This window comes from Streptomyces sp. NPDC002588, assembly GCF_040295925.1.
Taxonomy (GTDB): Bacteria; Actinomycetota; Actinomycetes; order Streptomycetales; family Streptomycetaceae; genus Streptomyces.
This window is the reverse complement of the sequence record NZ_JBEOWF010000004.1, coordinates 206,859-224,513: the sequence shown is the minus strand read 5'-3', so window position 1 is coordinate 224,513 and position 17,655 is coordinate 206,859. Positions and strand designations below refer to the sequence as shown.

Here is a 17,655-nt window from a genome sequence, read left to right as displayed (position 1 = left end):
CCCCAGGCCCCCGCTTCGGCCCTGAAAGGGCCTCGTCCTCAAACGCCGGACGGGCTGAGATGATCAGCTCGTCCGGCGTTTCAGGGTTGCCGCCACCGCCGCCGCCCCTGCCAGCACCACCGCCCCCGCGATCGCCGCTCCCTGCATACCGCTGGTGAACGCCTCCCGCGCCGCCGTGGCGAGGCCGGGGACCCGGTCGGCCACCGCCAGCGCGCCGCCCAGGGTCTCCCGGGCCGGAGCGGGGGCCGAGGACGGGATCTCGTGGCGGTAGATCGCCGTGCCGATGGATCCGAGGACCGCCATTCCCAGGGCGCCGCCGAACTCCGCGCCGGTCTCGAGGAGGGAGGAGGCGGAGCCCGCCCGCTCGGCCGGGGCCGCGCCCATCGCCAGGTCCGTCATCTGGGAGATGACCATGACGATCCCGGAGGCGAGGACCCCGCAGGCGATCAGCACGAGCCACATGGAGTCGGTGCCGGCGAGGGCGAGCAGGCCGTAGCCGGCCGCGGCGATCGCGAAGCCCGCCGTGACGACGTAGGCCCGGTTGACGCCCTTCTGGACCAGGGAGGTCGCCAGCGGCGCCGCCATGCCGATCGGCACCGAGGGCAGCAGCGCCCACAGGGCCGCCTCCAGTGCGCTCTTGCCGAGGACCGACTGCAGGTACTGCGTGGTGAAGAAGGCCGAGCCCATCATCCCGAACGAGGAGACGAGGTTCAGGACGACCGCGGGGGCGAAGCCGGGGCCGCGGAACAGGGCGGGGGAGATCATCGGGTTCGCGGCCGTGCGCTGGCGGTGGACGAAGAGGGCCGCGAAGAGCAGGCCGACGGTGATCGAGACGACGTACCGGGTGTGCCAGCCCTCGGAGGGGATCTCCTTCAGGCCGTAGATCACGGGGAGCACGGCGGCCATCGAGAGCGGGACGCTCGGCCAGTCGAAGCGGCCGGGGGCCGGGTCGCGCGACTCCGGCAGCAGGACCGGGCCGAGGACCAGCAGCAGGGCCATCGCGGGCAGGTTGACCAGGAAGACCGAGCCCCACCAGAAGTACTCGACCAGGACCCCGCTCATCACCGAGCCGAGTGCGACGCCGGCCGTCATCACCCCGGACCACAGGCCGATCGCCTTCGCCCGCTGGGCGGGGTCGGTGAACATCGTGCGGACCAGGGCCATCGTCGAGGGCATCAGGGTCGCCCCGCCGACGCCGAGGAGCGCGCGGGCCGCGATCAGGGTCTCGGCGCTGTTCGCGTACGCCGCGAGGAGCGAGGCGGCGCCGAAGGCCAGGGCTCCCGCGAGCAGCAGCCGGCGGCGGCCGATGCGGTCGCCGAGCGAGCCCATCGTCATCAGCAGTCCGGCCAGGACGAACGCGTAGATGTCGAAGATCCACAGCTGTTGGGTGCCGCTCGGTTCCAGGTCCGCGCTGATCGCCGGGATCGCGAAGTACAGGACCGAGACGTCCATCGAGACCAGCAGCAGCGGCAGCATCAGCACGCCGAGGGCGGTCCTCCCCCAGAGGGGGGACCCCCAGCGGCGCCCGGCCCGGGCGGCCGGGGGTGTGGTGGTGCTCGTCGGGTTGCTCGTCGGGTTCGTCATGACGGTGACTGTACGAGCGTATTAAACGATTGTCTAGAACGAACGTGTAATTCGGTTGTCTGGGACGGTTGTATGGATCCTGGGGTACGCTGAAGGGCATGGGACACCGAGAAGACCTGCTGGAAGGCGCCAAGCGCTGCCTGATGGAGAAGGGGTTCGTGCGCACGACGGCACGCGACATCGTGAAGGAGTCGGGTACCAACCTCGCCTCGATCGGCTACCACTACGGCTCGAAGGACGCGCTCATGGCGCAGGCGTTCGTGGAGCTGGTGCAGGAGTGGGGCGAGAAGTTCGACCCGGCCGACCGGCGTGACACGGAGGACGGCGGCTCGGTGGAGCGGTTCCGGGACGTGTGGGCCCGGATGCTGGAAACCCTGGACGAGTCCAGGCCCGTCTGGGCGGCCAGTCTGGAGGTCGCCACCCAGGGCGAGCGCCTCGCCGAGCTGCGGAAGCTGATGGCGGCCGCCCAGATCGAGGGGCGATCCGGGCTCGTCGCCATGTTCACCGGCCGGGACGAGGCCACGCTCGACGAACACACCGTCCGCACCCTCGGCGGCTTCTATCAGGCCCTGCTCAACGGCCTGATGGTGCAGTGGCTGTTCGACCCGGCGAGCGCGTCCACGGCCGACGACCTGACAGCGGGCCTGCGCCAGGTCATCGAGGCGGCCGCACCCGAAAAGTGAACCCCCCGGGCACCGCCCTGATTTGGGGACTCGGGGGTGCGCGCGGGAAGATCGGCGGATGGGCGGGGACACGCGACTTCGCATCACGCTGCTCGGCGACTTCCAGGCGTCTCGCGGTGACACCGCCCTGCCCGTTCCGGGTGCGCGGTTGCAGGGTCTGGTCGTACGGCTCGCGCTCGCCGGCGGTCGCGCGGTCGCGCAGGACGTTCTGATCGACGCGATCTGGGCCGAGGACCCTCCGGCCGGTCCCGCCCACGCCCTGCAAGCCCTCGTCTCGCGGGTGCGCCGGGCTTTCGGCTCGGCCGGCGACGTCGCGCAGACGGCGGGCGGCTACCGGCTGGACGTGGACGCGCCCGACGTGGACGCGCTGCGGTTCGAGCAGCTCGCCGCCGCCGGCCGTGACCGCCTGCGCGCCGGCGACCCGCACGCCGCGGCCGCCGTGCTCGGCGAGGCCGTGGCCCTGTGGGGCGATCACCCCGGCGCCGAGCCCACGGCCGTCGCCGCGGTGGCGCCCGCCGCCGCGACCCGGCTGGCCCACGCCTCGGCCGAGGCGGTCGCCGACCTCGCCGACGCCGAGCTGTCCCTGAACCGTGCCGACGCGGCCGCCGCCCGCCTGACCGCCCTGCTCGCCGAGCACCCCCTCCACGAGCGTGCGGCCGCGCTGCTCATGGACGCGCTCGACGCCCAGGGCCGCCAGGCCGAGGCCCTGGCCCTGTACGAGCGGGTCCGTGAAACCCTGGCCGACGACCTCGGCACCGACCCGGGCGCCGCCCTGCGCGAGCGCCACCTGCGCCTGCTGCGCGCCGAGCGGCCGGCCCCGGACCCGGCACGGACCGGACCGGGCAACCTGCCCGCGCCGCTGACCAGCTTCATCGGGCGCGACGACGACCTCGTCCGGATCGGCACCCTGCTCGCCGCCGGGCGCCTGGTCACCGTGCTCGGTCCCGGCGGCGCCGGCAAGACCCGGCTCGCGGTCGAGGCCGCCCGCCGCCACCGCCACGAGTACCGCGACGGCGCCTGGATGATCGACCTCGCCTCCGTCACCGAGCCGGCCAAGGTCGGCGGGGCCCTGCTCGCCGGGACCGGGCTGCGCGGCGGCGCGATGTTCGAGGCCCGGACGCGGGTCGAGGGCGACGAGCTGGACATACTCGTCGACCGGCTCGGCGGCCGGGAGAGCCTGCTGCTCGTCGACAACTGCGAGCACCTGATCGACTCCGTGGCCCACCTCGTCACGGCACTGCTGTCCCGCTGCTCCGGGCTGCGCGTGCTCGCCACCAGCCGCGAACCCCTCGCGGTCGACGGCGAGACGCTCGTGCCGCTCGGTCCGCTCGCGCTGCCCGGACCGGACGACGGCGTCGAGCGGGCCCGGCGGGCGGCGTCGGTACGCCTGTTCACCGAGCGGGCCGCGGCCGTGCGCCCCGGCTTCGAGGTCGACGAGACAACACTGCCCGAGGTCCGGCAGGTGGTCCGCGGCCTGGACGGGATGCCGCTGGCCCTCGAACTGGCCGCGGCCCGGCTGCGGACGCTGTCGCTGCCCGAGCTGGCCGACGGGCTCTCCGACCGGTTCCGGCTGCTCACCACCGGCAGCCGCACCGCGCTGCCCCGGCACCGCACACTGCGCGCGGTCATCGCCTGGAGCTGGGAACTGCTGAGCGAGCACGAGCGAACGGTCGCCGAACGCGTCTCGATCCTGCCGGGCGGTGTCACACAGGGCTCGGCCGCCGCGGTCTGCGCGGGCACCGCGGTGCCGGCCGCCGACATCCCCGAGCTGCTCGCGGGCCTGGTCGACCGGTCGCTGCTGCAGCTCGCGCCCCACCCGGGCCGTCACCGCATGCTGGAGACGCTGCGCGAGTACGGCACCGACCGCCTCGCCGAGAGGGGCGACCTCGGCACCGCCCGCGACCTGGCCGCCGACTACTTCGCCGAGCTGACGGCCCGCCACGACCCGCAGCTGCGCGGCCCCGGCCAGCCGGCGGCCATGCGCGTGATCAGCGCCGAGTACGACAACGCACTGGCCGCCCTGCGCCGGCGATGCGACACCGGTGACGCCCCGGGCGCGCTCGCCCTCGCCCTGAATCTGGCCTGGTACTGGCAGATGTGCGGCCGGCACACCGACGCGGCCCACTGGCTGGGCGAGGCACTGGCGGTGCCCGGCGGCGGGCCGACGCCCGACCGCGACTGCGCCCACGCGATCTTCCTGTTCAACCGGGTCGCCGTCTGGCCGGGGACGACCGCGGAGGAGACCGCCGACGACCGGGCCGGGATACGCGAGCTGGCCGACCGGCTGCTCGCCTACCCGGAGCTGCCCGGCCCGTACGGCGCGCTCACCCCGGTCCTGCTCGCGATCCTGCGGGAGGAGAGGACCACGCTCGCGACCGTCGAGCACCTGGCCGACGGCGACGACGTGTGGCTGTCCGGGCTGGCCCGTATGTTCCGGGCCCAGTTCGCCGAGAACGCGGGCGAGCTCGACACGATGCGCACCGACGTGGAGGCCGCCCTGGCCTGCTTCCGGCAGGCCGGTGACCGCTGGGGCCAGGCCAACGCGCTGCCGATGCGCGCCCAGCTGCGGCAGTACGACGGCGACCTCGACGGCGCACTGGCCGACCTGCGCGAAGCCCGGTCGCTGGCGGGCGCGTTCGGCTCGCTCAGCCTCGGCGACGAGGTGTTCGCCGACCTGCGCTGGATCGACCTGCATCTGCGGCGGGGCGACACCGACCTGGCGATCGCGATGATCGACTCGGCCCGGGAGCGGGCGCGGCGCGCGAACGCGCCGGAGATGCTGTTCCTGGTCGACGGCTGGGAGGCCGTCTTCCGGGTGCGGCTCGGCGACCTGGACCGGGCGCGGGAACTGCTCGACGGAGCCGAACGGGGTCTGCACGGCGACACCTCGTTCCCCGGTGACCACGCACGGACGCTGGTGGGCAGCGCCCGGGCCTCGCTCTGCCTGGAGACGGGCGACCCGGCCGGCGCGGAGAAGGCGCTGGCGAAGGCGTACGCGGCGGCGCTGGAGACCCGGGACCTGCCGATGCTGTCGCTGGTGGCGGTGAACACGGCGGCGCTCGCCGGTGCGTACGGGCGTCATCACGAGGCCGCCTTCCTGCTCGGCGCCGCCTCCCGGCTGCGCGGCGCGGACGACCGCACCGAACGGCAGGTTCGCGACCTCACCCGCCGAGGGCGGGCCGCGCTGGGCGAGGAAGCCTTCGCCGCGGCGTACGGGAAGGGGTGGAAGCTGGACGGGAAGACGGCCATGGCCGAGGCCGATCCCGCCCGGCTGTCCCGGGAACCCGGGCCGGCCCGCCCGGATCCCGGGTGAGCCCGGGGCGCCTCAGAGCCGGGCCGTCTTGAGGGCCATGTGCAGCAGCAGGCGGTCCTCCCCGTCGTCCAGGTCGAGGCCCGTCAGCTTCTCCACCCGGGAGAGCCGGTAGTACAGGGTCTGGCGGTGGACCCCCAGCTCGGCGGCGGTGCGGCCGGCCTGGCCCGCGCAGTCGAGATAGACCTCGGCGGTGCGGGCGAGGTCCCGGTGGGCGGGGGCGAGAAGGGCCCGCACGGCCGGGTCCTGCGCGGCGGCCGGGGGCAGTGCCGTGAGCATCCGGTACGGCCCCAGGGACGCCCACCGGGCGACCGGCCCGAGCCGGGGCTCGGCGAGCGCCGCCCGCGCGGCCCCCACCGCCTCCTGCCAGGCCGCACCCAGTTCGCCCAGGCCGGGCCTGCCGTCGGCGACCCCCGCGGCCGCCCGGTCCGACCCCTCAAGCAGCCGGCCCGCCGCGGACACCGCCGGGGCCGGCACCCCGTCCGAGCGCAGCCGGACCAGGACCGCCAGACAGAAGGCCGTCGTCCCCCACGGCACAGTGCACAGCGCCGTCGCCCCCGGCAGGGTGCGCACGGACGGGGTGCCGGCCGGCCAGGGGGCCACGCAGATCACCGTGTGCGGGGCGTCCGCGCGGGGGCCGAGGGCCGTGCGCAGTTCCGCCGTCGCCATGTCCCGGGGCCAGCCGGGCTCGGCGGTCAGCACCGCCCGCAGTTCCCGGGTCAGGTCGGCGCCGTGCCGGGCCTCGTCCGCGAGGAGCGCGCCGATGCGGGCGGTCACCTCCATGGCCGCGGTCAGCTGGGCGTCCGAGGGGCCCGGGTCGCCGTCCAGCAGCCACACATAGCCGAGGACGACTCCCCGGTGCCGTACCGGAAGGCAGACCCGGCCCCGGTGGACACCCGCCTCCGGGGTGGGCGGGATACGGACCGGTCCGGTCGCGCGGGTGATGCCGAAGCCCTCGAACCAGGTACGCACGGCCGCCGTGGACCGCCGGGTCAGGATCGAGCGGGCCCGCACCGGGTCGAGGGCGGAGGCGTCGAGATCGCCCTCACTGTCGTACGCCCCGAAGGCGATCAGCTCGAAGTCCCGGTTCTCCAGGGTCGCCGGGACCCCGAGGAGCTCCGAGACCTCGTCGACCAGCTCCTGGTAGTCGCCTTCGTAATCGCCTGCCACCCGGGCATTCTCGCGCATTTCCGCAGGGCCTTCATACATCTGTCTGAGATCTGCGGCACGGATGCGTGACAGCTGTCGATGGCAGACGATCGGGGGGATTCTTAGATTTCACGGTGGTTCTGTCCGCTGTCTTAGGACTGCTGGTCTGTGGAGGTGCCCCGTGCTGGGTTCCGTGATTCTCGCCGCGTCGCGCAGCGACCGGATGCGCCGGCTGATCTCGGCGGCCCCGGTGACGAAGCAGGTCGTCGACCGCTTCATCCCGGGCGAGACGGTCGACGACATCGTGCCGGTCGTCGAGGAGCTCACGGGCCGGGGCCTGGAGCTGACGATGGACGTCGTCGGCGAGGACATCACCACCCCCGCCCAGGCCGTGGCCGCCCGGGACGCCTACCTCCGGCTCGTCGAACGGCTGAAGCCGCTGGAGCTGGGTACGCGGGCCGAGATGTCGGTGAAACTGTCGATGTTCGGCCAGGCCCTGCCCGGCGGCCACGACCTCGCGCTGGCCAACGTCCGGCCCGTCGTCGAGGCCGCCGCCGCGATCGGCACCACCGTCACCCTGGACGCCGAGGATCACACCACCCTGGACTCGATGTTCGCCGTGCACGAGGAACTGCGCCGGGACTTCCCGCAGACCGGGTGCGTCATCCAGGCCTACCTGCTGCGCACCGAGGCCGACGCCCGCCGCCTCGCCGCGGCCGGCAGCCGGGTGCGGCTGGTGAAGGGCGCGTACAACGAGCCCGCCGAGGTCGCGTACCAGCAGAAGCACGAGATCGACAAGGCGTACGTCCGGGTCCTGCGGACGCTGATGGAGGGCGAGGGGTATCCGATGATCGGGTCCCACGACCCCCGCCTCATCTCCATCGGCCAGGAACTCGCCCGCAGGGCCGGCCGCAAGCCCGACGAGTACGAGTTCCAGATGCTCTACGGGATCAGGAGCGAGGAGCACCTGCGCCTCGCCGCCGAGGGCCACCGGATGCGCGTCTACACCGCCTACGGCACCGACTGGTACGGCTACTTCATGCGGCGCCTCGCGGAGAAGCCGGCCAACCTGCTGTTCTTCGCCCGCTCGACCCTCACCAAGGGCTGAGACCCACAGACCGGAACCCAGGGCCGGAACCCAGGGCTGAAACCGAACACCCGCTCACGTACAAGGAGTTACGGACACCATGGACGCTGTGACCCAGGTCCCCGCCCCCGTCAACGAGCCGGTGCACGGCTATGCCCCCGGCTCGGCCGAGCGGGTGCGGCTCGAGGCCAAGCTGAAGGAGCTGGCCGACCACCCCATCGACCTGCCCATGACCATCGGCGGCGAGCAGCGGATGGGCGGCGGCGAGGAGTTCAAGGTCGTCCAGCCGCACAACCACCGGGCCGTCATCGGCACCCTGCGCCACGCCACCCGGCAGGACGCGCAGGACGCGATCGACGCGGCCCTCGCCGCCGCGCCCGCCTGGCGCGCGATGTCCTTCGACGACCGCGCCGCGATCATCCTGCGCGCCGCCGAACTGCTGGCCGGTCCCTGGCGGGAGACGATCGCCGCCTCCACCATGCTCGGCCAGTCGAAGACGGTCCAGCAGGCCGAGATCGACACCCCTTGCGAGCTGGTCGACTTCTGGCGCTTCAACGTCCACTACGCCCGGCAGATCCTGGCCGAGCAGCCCCCGGCCAACTCCCCGGGCGTGTGGAACCGCCTCGACCACCGCCCGCTGGAGGGCTTCGTCTACGCGATCACGCCGTTCAACTTCAGCGCCATCGCGGGCAACCTGCCAACCGCGCCCGCCCTCATGGGCAACGTGGTGGTGTGGAAGCCGTCCCCGACCCAGACCCACGCCGCCGTCCTGCTGATGCGGCTGCTGGAGGAGGCCGGACTCCCCAAGGGCGTCATCAACCTCGTCACCGGCGACGGCATCCAGGTCTCCGAGGTCGCCCTCCAGCACCGCGACCTCGCCGGCATCCACTTCACCGGCTCCACGAAGACCTTCCAGTACCTGTGGAAGACGGTCGGCGCCAACATCGAGAAGTACCGCTCCTACCCGCGCCTGGTCGGCGAGACCGGCGGCAAGGACTTCGTCGTCGCCCACCCGAGCGCCGACCGCGCGGTCCTGAAGACCGCCCTCACCCGGGGCGCCTTCGAGTACCAGGGGCAGAAGTGCTCCGCGACCTCACGCGCCTACATTCCCGCCTCCATCTGGAACTCCGGCTTCAAGGAGGAGTTCGCCGCCGAGGTCGACCACCTGGCCATGGGTGACGTCACCGACCTGTCCCACTTCGTCGGCGCCGTCATCGACGAGCGGGCGTTCGCCAAGAACAAGGCCGCCATCGACCGGGCGAAGCAGGACCCCACCTGCACGATCGTCGCCGGCGGCTCCTACGACGACTCGGTCGGCTGGTTCGTCCGCCCGACCGTGATCGAGTGCACCGACCCGGAGAACGAGGTCTTCACCACCGAGTACTTCGGCCCGATTCTCGCCGTGCACGTGTACGACGACAGCTCGGCCGAGAAGTACGACGAGATGCTGACCCAGATGGAGTCCGTGTCCGCCTACGCGCTGACCGGCTCGGTCGTCTCGGGCGACCGCGCCGCGACCGCGTACACCATGGAGAAGCTCCGCTACGCGGCCGGCAACTTCTACATCAACGACAAGTCCACCGGCGCCGTCGTCGGCCAGCAGCCCTTCGGCGGCGGCCGGGCCTCCGGCACGAACGACAAGGCCGGCGCCCCGCAGAACCTCACCCGCTGGACGCTGACCCGCGCCATCAAGGAGACCCTGGTCGCGCCGACCGACTACACCTACCCGCACATGGGCTGAAAACCGCCGGGGCCGAGCGGACCGGGTCTGACACGGGCCCGGTCCGCTCGTCATGCTGACCGCCATGACAACGGTGATCACGGACGACGGTGTACGGCTGTGGACGAGCGTGTCCGGCCGTGGTGTGCTCCTGCTGCTGTGCCACGGGGGACCGGGGCTGTGGGACATGTTCGGCGACGTGGCCCCGCTGCTGGCCGGCGCCGCCAAGGTCGTCCGCTTCGACCAGCGCGGCTGCGGCCGCTCCGAGGGGCGCGGCGGGCCGTGGACCACCAGACGGTTCGTGGCCGACCTGGACGCCGTACGACGCCACCACGGCCCCGGCCGGGTCGCGCTGCTCGGCCACTCGTGGGGCGCCCAGCTGGCCCTCTCCTACGCCCTCGCCCACCCGGAGTGGGTCCGTGCGCTGATCTACGTGGCCGGGACGGGCATCGGGCCGGACCGGGACTGGCACCCGGCATATCGCGAGAACCTCCGCGCCCGGCTCGCGGACCCGCCCGAACGGCTCGCCCGTTGGCAGGAGTTGACGGATCGCGCCGAACTCACCGACGACGAGGCCCGGGAGCGGGCCGTGCTCCAGTGGTCGGTCGAGTTCGAGGACCGGGCCCGGGCCGTGGAACTCGCCGGACGCATGGCCGGTCCCTGGTTCGGGATCAACACGGAGTGCGGCCGGGCCCTCAACGCGGAACGGAGATCGGCCTGGGGCACCCCCGCCCTGTATGCCGCCTGCCAGGCCCTCGACGTGCCCGTGCTGATCGTCGACGGCGCCCACGACATCCGCCCCCGTTCATCGGTCGACTCCCTGGAGGCGGCGCTGCCGAACGTACGGCGGGTGATCCTGCCCGGCGCCGGACACCACCCGTGGGTGGAGGATCCGGCGGGATTCCGGACCGCGGTGACCGGTTTCCTGGCCGGCGCCGTCTCAGATGGTAGGAAGTCCGAGTAATTGTGGAGACAGGCGCGCGCTCCTCCCTTAGCTTTGTAGGAGCCGAACGTTTTCGCTCGATCCAGCGATTGGCGGTCGTGAGCCGGGCCCGATGCAGGCAATCCCTGCGGCCCACGGCTCTCCGCCCTCCGGCGTCTCGTAACCCTTTCCGCTCCCTGGGCTTCATCGAAGGAGTCGATTCCCCATGGCCGAGACGACCGTCCGCCGCCGAGTCCGCCACATCTCCCGCACGAGCGAGTCCGACCGCAAGAACGCCGCCGCGGCCCTCCAGCGCGCCCTGGACCGCCGCGACAACGGCGGCGAGACCGGCCACTGAGCCACCCGCCCCCGCAGTCCGGGAGCCGCACCCGCACGGGGCGCGGCGTGGGGTCCGAACGGGACTTCAGGCCCCGCGCCGCACCTCGAAACGGTCGATGCGCGCCCCGTCCTCCGCCAGCGCCGACACCGTGAGCTTCGCCGACGGTCCGGCGACCGCCTCCACCGTGAGGCAGGAGAAACCCCGGTAGCGCACCCGCGACCACTCCACCGTCTCCGGTGTGTTCTCGCCGCCGCGCGTCCAGTGGAAGGTGTCCACCGACTCGCGGCCGTGGACCTTCCCCTCGTAGCTCTCGGGCACGCCCGCGGGGAAGCCGTACAGATCGCGGCCGCCGCCGCCCGCCGTGACGTAGACCGTTCCGTCGCGCGTCGGATCCGTGGAGCCGCCGACGGGTACGGCCCTGCCGACCCGTCCGCCCTTCAGGGCGTCCGTCCGCTCGTAGACGTGGTTGTGGCCGTTGATCACCAGGTCCACCTGGTACCGGTCGAACAGCGGCTGCCACTCGGCGCGCACCCCGCCGTCGGAGGCGTGCGTGGAGGTCGAGTAGGCGCAGTGGTGGAAGAAGACGACGACGAAGTCGACGTTCTCGTCGGCCCGCAGCCCGCTCAGCGTCCGCTTCAGCCACGCCGTCTGCCGCCCCCCGGTGTATCCCAGGTTGGCCCGGATCTCGTACGACACGTCGTTGGCGTCCAGCGCCACCACCCCCACGTTGCCGTACCGGAAGGAGTACACCCCCGGGGCCGTGCGCGGGTCGAAGCCGTTGTCCGGGAGGGAGAAGCGGGCGAGCTGGCCGCCGTAGCCGTCGGGTGAGTACCAGGCCTCCATGTCGTGGTTGCCGGTCGTCACCATCCACGGCACCGACCGCGCCACCGGCTCGGTCTGCCGCAGGAACGCGTCCCAGGCGGTCGGGTCGTAGCCGTCGCTCTTGCGGCCCTGCCCGCTGCCGTCCGCATAGCAGATGTCGCCCGCGTGGAGGTGGAAGGCCGGCGCGGTGCGCAGCACCTGCCGGTTGACGGCGGTCGCCGCCCGGCCGACGCCCTGGTCGCCGAACGCGGTGAACACGAACCGCTCGGCGCCCGCGGGTGCCGTACGGAAGGACGCGATCGTGGCCCGGCGGGCGGAGTCCGTCGGGTCTGCCGGGTCGAAGCCCTCGTGGCCGACGCCGTAGTAGTACGTCGTCCCGGGCAGCAGGCCGTCCACGGCCGCGTGCACGTAGTACTGCTCCAGCGCGCTGCGCACCCCCTGGACACCGGGCGTGTGCAGCGCCCGCACCTCGGCCCTCACCTTGCCGCCCAGCTGGTCCGGGCGGGTGCCGATCCGGACGTAGGGCGCGCGCACGGCGGCCGGGACCTGCCAGGAGATCCGCATCCCGGTGCGGGGGTCGGCGCCGAAGGCGAGATGGCGGCCGAAGGGGGTGACGGAGGAGCCCGCCGCGGACACCGAGGGACTCGCCGTGGACGCGGTCCGGCCCGTCGGCGCCTTCGATTCGCCCGCGCAGCCCGTGAGCAGGCCGCCGGCCACGGCCCCCGCCGTGACCAGCGTCCGGCGCCGGACCATCCGCGTGCGCAGGTACTCGTACTGCTCCGCCATGCTCATCCCGCGGGCGAGCCGAGGCGGAATGCCGACGTCCGGCACGGGGGGTCCGGGAGGTGTCCCCCTGGGAGGCACTGTCATGTCGCCGAACCTTCCCTGATGTTCCAACGGCCGTCCTGCGTCCGGGTGAACGGGGCGCGAAGGGCGGGCACCGTCCCGCCGCCCGGGTGTCCGCATGCCGGACGGTGCGTGTCATCCCATGGGACCAGGAGTACGGTGCCGACATGTCGCGCAGCATCAATCTCGCAGTGATTCCCGGTGACGGTATCGGCCAGGAGGTCGTGACCGAAGGTCTCAAGGTCCTCTCCGCCGTCCTCCCGCAGGATGTGAAGCTGGAGACGAAGGAGTACGACTTCGGCGCCCGGCGCTACCACGCCACCGGTGAGACCCTCACCGACGCCGACGCGGAGGCGCTCAAGCAGCACGACGTCATTCTGCTCGGCGCGATCGGCGACCCGAGCGTCCCCTCCGGTGTCCTGGAGCGGGGCTTCCTGCTCAAGCTGCGCTTCCTCTTCGACCACCACGTGAACCTGCGTCCGTCGAAGCTCCTCCCGGGCGTCGCGACCCCGCTGGCCGGCCAGCCCGAGATCGACTTCGTCGTGGTCCGCGAGGGCACCGAGGGCCCCTACACCGGCAACGGCGGCACCATCCGCAAGGGCACCCCGCACGAGGTCGCCACCGAGGTCTCCGTGAACACGGCCTTCGGTGTCGAGCGCGTGGTCCGCGACGCCTTCGCCCGCGCCCAGGCCCGCCCCCGCAAGAAGCTCACCCTCGTCCACAAGAACAACGTGCTGGCCTTCGCCGGACACCTGTGGACGAACATCTTCAACAAGGTGGCCGAGGAGTTCCCCGAGGTCACCACCGACTACATCCACGTCGACGCGGCCACCATCTACCTGGTCACCGACCCGGGCCGGTTCGACGTCATCGTCACCGACAACCTCTTCGGCGACATCATCACCGACCTCGCCGCGGCCGTCTCCGGCGGCATCGGCGTCGCCGCGAGCGGGAACATCAACCCGAGCGGCGAGTTCCCGTCCATGTTCGAACCCGTCCACGGTTCGGCCCCGGACATCGCGGGCCAGGGCAAGGCGGACCCCACCGCCACCGTCCTGTCCGTGGCCCTCCTGCTGCGCCACCTCGGCTACGAGACCGAGGCCGGCCGCATCGAGGACGCCGTCTCCGCCGACCTGGCGGAGCGCGGCGGGCTGCCCGCCCGCAGCACGTCCGAGATCGGTGACGCGCTGGCCGTACGAGTAGCCGGCTGACCCGAGCTGCCAGAAGCCGTCGGGTCGCTCGCGCGCCCGGCGGCTTCCGCATGTCCCCCGCCGGGTGCAACCATCAATCCCGGGTCGCATTCACGCCGTTTTCTTCCCTGGACCCCGCTTGCGATAATCGAACGCGGAGCCGCGGAATGAGGCAATGCTCGGACGTCCCAGCACTGGCCACTGGCCGTACGGGCGTACCTGCGGCCCGTCACTACAACCGGTGAAGGACAACCACTCATGACGACGCCCACGATCGAGCTCAAGCCCTCGGCCTCGCCACTTTCCGACGCGGAGCGCGCGGCGATCCTGGCGAACCCCGGGTTCGGCCGCCACTTCACCGACCACATGGTGACGATCAAGTGGACCGAGGGCCGCGGCTGGCACGACGCGCAGCTCGTTCCGTACGGGCCGATCTCCCTCGACCCCTCCACGCACGTCCTCCACTACGGCCAGGAGATCTTCGAGGGCCTGAAGGCCTACCGGCAGGCCGACGGCTCGGTGGCCGTCTTCCGGCCCGAGGCCAACGCCCGCCGCTTCCGTAACTCCGCCCGCCGCATGGCGATGGCCGAGCTGCCCGAAGAGCTGTTCATCGCCGCCCTCGACGCGCTGCTCGCCCAGGACGCCGACTGGGTGCCGGCACACGGCGGCGAGGAGTCGCTCTACCTGCGTCCGTTCATGTTCGCCACGGAGGCCGCGCTCGGCGTCCACCCGGCCAACGAGTACCTGTTCATGCTGATCGCCTCCCCGTCCGGCGCCTACTTCGCCGGTGGCGTCAAGCCGGTCACCATCTGGGTCTCCGAGGACTACGTCCGCGCCGTCCCCGGCGGCACCGGCGACGCCAAGACCGGCGGCAACTACGCGGCCTCCCTGCTGCCCCAGGCCGAGGCGGCCCGCAACGGCTGCGACCAGGTCGTCTACCTCGACGCCGTGACCCGCACCAAGGTCGAGGAGTCCGGCAGCATGAACATCGCCTTCGTCTACGGCGACCGTATCGTCACCCCCGCCCTGACCGGCTCGATCCTCGAGGGCATCACCCGTGACTCCCTCCTCCAGGTCGCCCGCGACCTGGGCTACACCGCCGAGGAGGGAGTCGTCACCCTCCAGCAGTGGCGCGAGGACGCCGCCTCCGGCGCGCTGACCGAGGTCTTCGCCTGCGGCACCGCGGCCGTCGTCACGCCCATCGGCCACGCCAAGACCAAGGACGCGGCCTGGAGCCACGGCGACGGCGAGCCGGGCCCGGTCACCCAGCGCCTGCGCGAGGCCCTCCTCGGCATCCAGCGCGGTGTCAGGGAGGACGAGCACGGCTGGATGCACAAGCTCGGGTAGCCGTCGCCGAGATCGTTCTGCTCGCATCCTGAGACACTCCGTGAGCACGGGGGCGGCTTGTGCCAAACTGCCCCCGTGCTCTCGTTCGCCACGATTATTGGCAGCAGGCGCGCCGGTCCGCAGTGACCGCCACGTACGACCAGGTACGGGTGGCCACCGTCGTCCTCGACCCGCGCGCAGACCTCTCGCACCCGCGAGAGGTTTTTCGCTTTTCTGGCCCACCCGCAGCCGGGAGAGAGCGCACGAGGGACCATGGGGACGGTGGAGCCGGTCATTCCGGTAAGACCGAAGATCCACAACAGGAGCCTTGAGACATGACCGCGACGCACACCAGCGAGCTCGACGACTCGTTCCACGTCTTCGACACCACCCTGCGCGACGGCGCCCAGCGGGAGGGCATCAACCTCACCGTCGCCGACAAGCTCGCGATCGCACGGCACCTGGACGAGTTCGGCGTCGGTTTCATCGAGGGCGGCTGGCCCGGCGCCAACCCGCGCGACACCGAGTTCTTCGCCCGCGCCCAGCAGGAGATCGAGTTCAGGCACGCCGAGCTGGTCGCCTTCGGCGCGACCCGCCGGGCCGGCGCCAAGGCGGCGGAGGACCCGCAGGTCAGGGCGCTCCTGGAGTCCGGCGCGGCCGTCATCACCCTCGTCGCCAAGTCCCACGACCGCCATGTCGAGCTCGCCCTGCGCACCACGCTGGACGAGAACCTGGAGATGGTCCGGGACACGGTGTCCTACCTGCGAGAGCAGGGACGCCGGGTCTTCGTCGACTGCGAGCACTTCTTCGACGGCTACCGGGCGAACCCGGAGTACGCGAAGGCGGTCGTGCGGGCCGCCTCGGAGGCCGGCGCGGACGTGGTCATCCTCTGCGACACCAACGGTGGCATGCTGCCCGCGCAGGTGCAGGCGGTCGTCGCCACGGTCCTCGCCGACACCGGCGCCCGCCTCGGCATCCACGCCCAGGACGACACCGGCTGCGCGGTCGCCAACACCCTCGCCGCGGTGGACGCGGGCGCGACCCACGTCCAGTGCACGGCGAACGGCTACGGCGAGCGCGTAGGCAACGCCAACCTCTTCCCCGTCGTCGCGGCCCTGGAGCTGAAGTACGGCAAGAAGGTGCTGCCCGAGGGCCGGCTGCGCGAGATGACCCGGATCTCGCACGCCATCGCCGAGGTCGTCAACCTCACCCCCTCCACCCACCAGCCCTACGTCGGCGTCTCCGCCTTCGCCCACAAGGCCGGCCTGCACGCCTCCGCGATCAAGGTGGACCCGGACCTCTACCAGCACATCGACCCCGAGCTGGTCGGCAACACCATGCGCATGCTGGTCTCCGACATGGCGGGCCGCGCCTCGGTGGAGCTCAAGGGCAAGGAGCTCGGCGTCGACCTCGGCGGCGACCGCGAGCTGGTCGGCCGGGTGGTGGACCGCGTCAAGGAGCGCGAACTCAAGGGCTACACGTACGAGGCGGCCGACGCGAGCTTCGAGCTGCTGCTGCGCACCGAGGTGCAGGGCGGCAAGCCGCTGCGCTACTTCCAGGTGGAGTCCTGGCGGGCCATCGTCGAGGACCGCCCCGACGGCACCCACGCCAACGAGGCCACGGTGAAGCTGTGGGCGAAGGGCGAGCGGATCGTCGCCACGGCGGAGGGCAACGGCCCGGTCAACGCCCTCGACCGCACCCTGCGCGTCGCGCTGGAGAAGATCTACCCCCAGCTGGCCAAGCTCGAGCTGGTCGACTACAAGGTCCGCATCCTCGAGGGCGTCCACGGCACCGAGTCCACCACCCGCGTCCTGATCTCCACGACGGACGGGGCGGGGGAGTGGTCCACGGTCGGCGTGGCGGAGAACGTCATCGCCGCCTCCTGGCAGGCCCTGGAGGACGCCTACACGTACGGGCTGCTGCGGGCGGGCGTCACCCCGGCGGAGTGACCCACGCTCAGGGGGCCCGCCAGACGTTGTCGAAGGCGGCGTCCTCGATGCGCCGCCGCTGGCGCACACCCTCCAGCTCGGTCAGCGCGCCGTTGACGGCGGCCAGCACGGTCGCCGTCGGATCGTCGGCCGGGTCCGCCGGCTCGTCGGCCGCCCCCTCCGGGATGTCGAGGGCGGCGGCGAGACCGGCGAGGGCGGGTTCGCGCGCGGCCCAGCGTTCGGCCGCCTGGCGCCGGGCCGGTGACGGCTCGGATCCGGTGGCGGCCGGACGCCGGCTCCACAGTGCCGTCCGGCTCTTCCGCGCACCGCCGGCCCGCGCCTCCGCCCCGAGCGCGGCGGCATAGGCCGAGGCCAGGCCGTCCCCCCGGCGCCACAGCCAGTCCTCCACCGACTCGTACGGGGGCTGCCGGACGAGCGCGTCCCCGGCCCGGTCCAGCAGCGGGTCACCCGTGGCCGGCACAAGGCCGGGCACGATGCGGTCGTCCTCCAGCGTGACGGCCCCGCCGGCCAGCAGGTCGGACAGCTCGGCACCCGCGAGGGCGAGCGACAGATCGCCCCGTTCGACGGGCCGGCCGGACGGCACGTCCAGGGAGACGAAGAACAGGTCCCGCGCTGTGGTCATGTCCCACTCCAGTGCCGTGACGGTTTCCTCCATGCTCCACCCGACCCGCCGCCCCCGCCGAACGACTTGCACAGCCTTGACGGGGGCGGGATGGTCGCATGGAGT

13 protein-coding genes are annotated in these 17,655 nt (G+C 72.6%); 9 read left to right on the top strand and 4 right to left on the bottom strand.

Annotation, left to right across the window (positions count from 1 at the left end; all coding sequences use genetic code 11):
• Nucleotides 1–63: 63 nt before the first annotated feature.
• On the bottom strand, nucleotides 64–1,584 hold the full coding sequence (locus ABT057_RS06945) for an MFS transporter (protein ID WP_352341405.1): 1,521 nt from the start codon (nucleotides 1,582–1,584) through the stop codon (nucleotides 64–66).
• A 98-nt stretch (nucleotides 1,585–1,682) separates the two neighbouring features.
• Between ABT057_RS06945 and ABT057_RS06940 the strand changes: the two genes are divergently transcribed.
• On the top strand, nucleotides 1,683–2,267 hold the full coding sequence (locus ABT057_RS06940; RefSeq protein WP_352341404.1) for a TetR/AcrR family transcriptional regulator: 585 nt from the start codon (nucleotides 1,683–1,685) through the stop codon (nucleotides 2,265–2,267).
• A gap of 58 nt (nucleotides 2,268–2,325) precedes the next feature.
• On the top strand, nucleotides 2,326–5,580 hold the full coding sequence (locus ABT057_RS06935; RefSeq protein WP_352341403.1) for an ATP-binding protein: 3,255 nt from the start codon (nucleotides 2,326–2,328) through the stop codon (nucleotides 5,578–5,580).
• Between the two features lie 12 nt (nucleotides 5,581–5,592).
• On the opposite strand, the gene ABT057_RS06930 is transcribed toward ABT057_RS06935, so the two are convergent.
• Nucleotides 5,593–6,765 carry a PucR family transcriptional regulator gene (locus ABT057_RS06930; protein ID WP_352341402.1) on the bottom strand — a complete coding sequence of 391 codons (1,173 nt, stop codon included), beginning with the start codon at nucleotides 6,763–6,765 and terminating at the stop codon, nucleotides 5,593–5,595.
• Between the two features lie 142 nt (nucleotides 6,766–6,907).
• On the opposite strand from ABT057_RS06930, the gene ABT057_RS06925 reads away from it, so the two are divergent.
• The 4 genes from ABT057_RS06925 (at nucleotide 6,908) to ABT057_RS06910 (ending at nucleotide 10,813) form a co-directional block, all read left to right on the top strand.
• Nucleotides 6,908–7,834 (top strand): proline dehydrogenase family protein, encoded by a 927-nt coding sequence (locus ABT057_RS06925; protein ID WP_352341401.1) that lies wholly within the window; start codon nucleotides 6,908–6,910, stop codon nucleotides 7,832–7,834.
• Between the two features lie 79 nt (nucleotides 7,835–7,913).
• Nucleotides 7,914–9,554 (top strand): L-glutamate gamma-semialdehyde dehydrogenase, encoded by a 1,641-nt coding sequence (gene pruA, locus ABT057_RS06920; protein ID WP_352341400.1) that lies wholly within the window; start codon nucleotides 7,914–7,916, stop codon nucleotides 9,552–9,554.
• Between the two features lie 64 nt (nucleotides 9,555–9,618).
• The gene (locus ABT057_RS06915; protein ID WP_352341399.1) at nucleotides 9,619–10,497 is read left to right on the top strand and encodes an alpha/beta fold hydrolase; all 879 of its coding nucleotides are present in this window, start codon (nucleotides 9,619–9,621) and stop codon (nucleotides 10,495–10,497) included.
• 184 nt (nucleotides 10,498–10,681) lie between these two features.
• Nucleotides 10,682–10,813, top strand: coding sequence for a hypothetical protein (locus ABT057_RS06910; RefSeq protein WP_099935881.1), 132 nt, complete (start codon nucleotides 10,682–10,684; stop codon nucleotides 10,811–10,813).
• A gap of 66 nt (nucleotides 10,814–10,879) precedes the next feature.
• Here ABT057_RS06910 and ABT057_RS06905 read toward each other — a convergent pair whose 3' ends face one another.
• Complete coding sequence (locus ABT057_RS06905) at nucleotides 10,880–12,403, bottom strand: purple acid phosphatase family protein (protein WP_352341398.1); 1,524 nt, start codon at nucleotides 12,401–12,403, stop codon at nucleotides 10,880–10,882.
• A gap of 227 nt (nucleotides 12,404–12,630) precedes the next feature.
• On the opposite strand from ABT057_RS06905, the gene ABT057_RS06900 reads away from it, so the two are divergent.
• From ABT057_RS06900 to cimA, 3 genes are all read left to right on the top strand, one after another.
• A complete protein-coding gene (locus ABT057_RS06900) occupies nucleotides 12,631–13,674 on the top strand; it encodes a 3-isopropylmalate dehydrogenase (RefSeq protein WP_352341397.1) in 1,044 nt (347 codons plus the stop codon).
• Between the two features lie 237 nt (nucleotides 13,675–13,911).
• The gene (locus ABT057_RS06895) at nucleotides 13,912–15,000 is read left to right on the top strand and encodes a branched-chain amino acid aminotransferase (protein WP_352341396.1); all 1,089 of its coding nucleotides are present in this window, start codon (nucleotides 13,912–13,914) and stop codon (nucleotides 14,998–15,000) included.
• Nucleotides 15,001–15,314: 314 nt separating this feature from the next.
• Nucleotides 15,315–16,928: a citramalate synthase gene (gene cimA, locus ABT057_RS06890; RefSeq protein WP_352341395.1), complete on the top strand. Its 1,614-nt coding sequence runs from the start codon at nucleotides 15,315–15,317 to the stop codon at nucleotides 16,926–16,928.
• 7 nt (nucleotides 16,929–16,935) lie between these two features.
• Here cimA and ABT057_RS06885 read toward each other — a convergent pair whose 3' ends face one another.
• On the bottom strand, nucleotides 16,936–17,550 hold the full coding sequence (locus ABT057_RS06885; protein ID WP_352341394.1) for a GPP34 family phosphoprotein: 615 nt from the start codon (nucleotides 17,548–17,550) through the stop codon (nucleotides 16,936–16,938).
• Nucleotides 17,551–17,655: the final 105 nt, after the last annotated feature.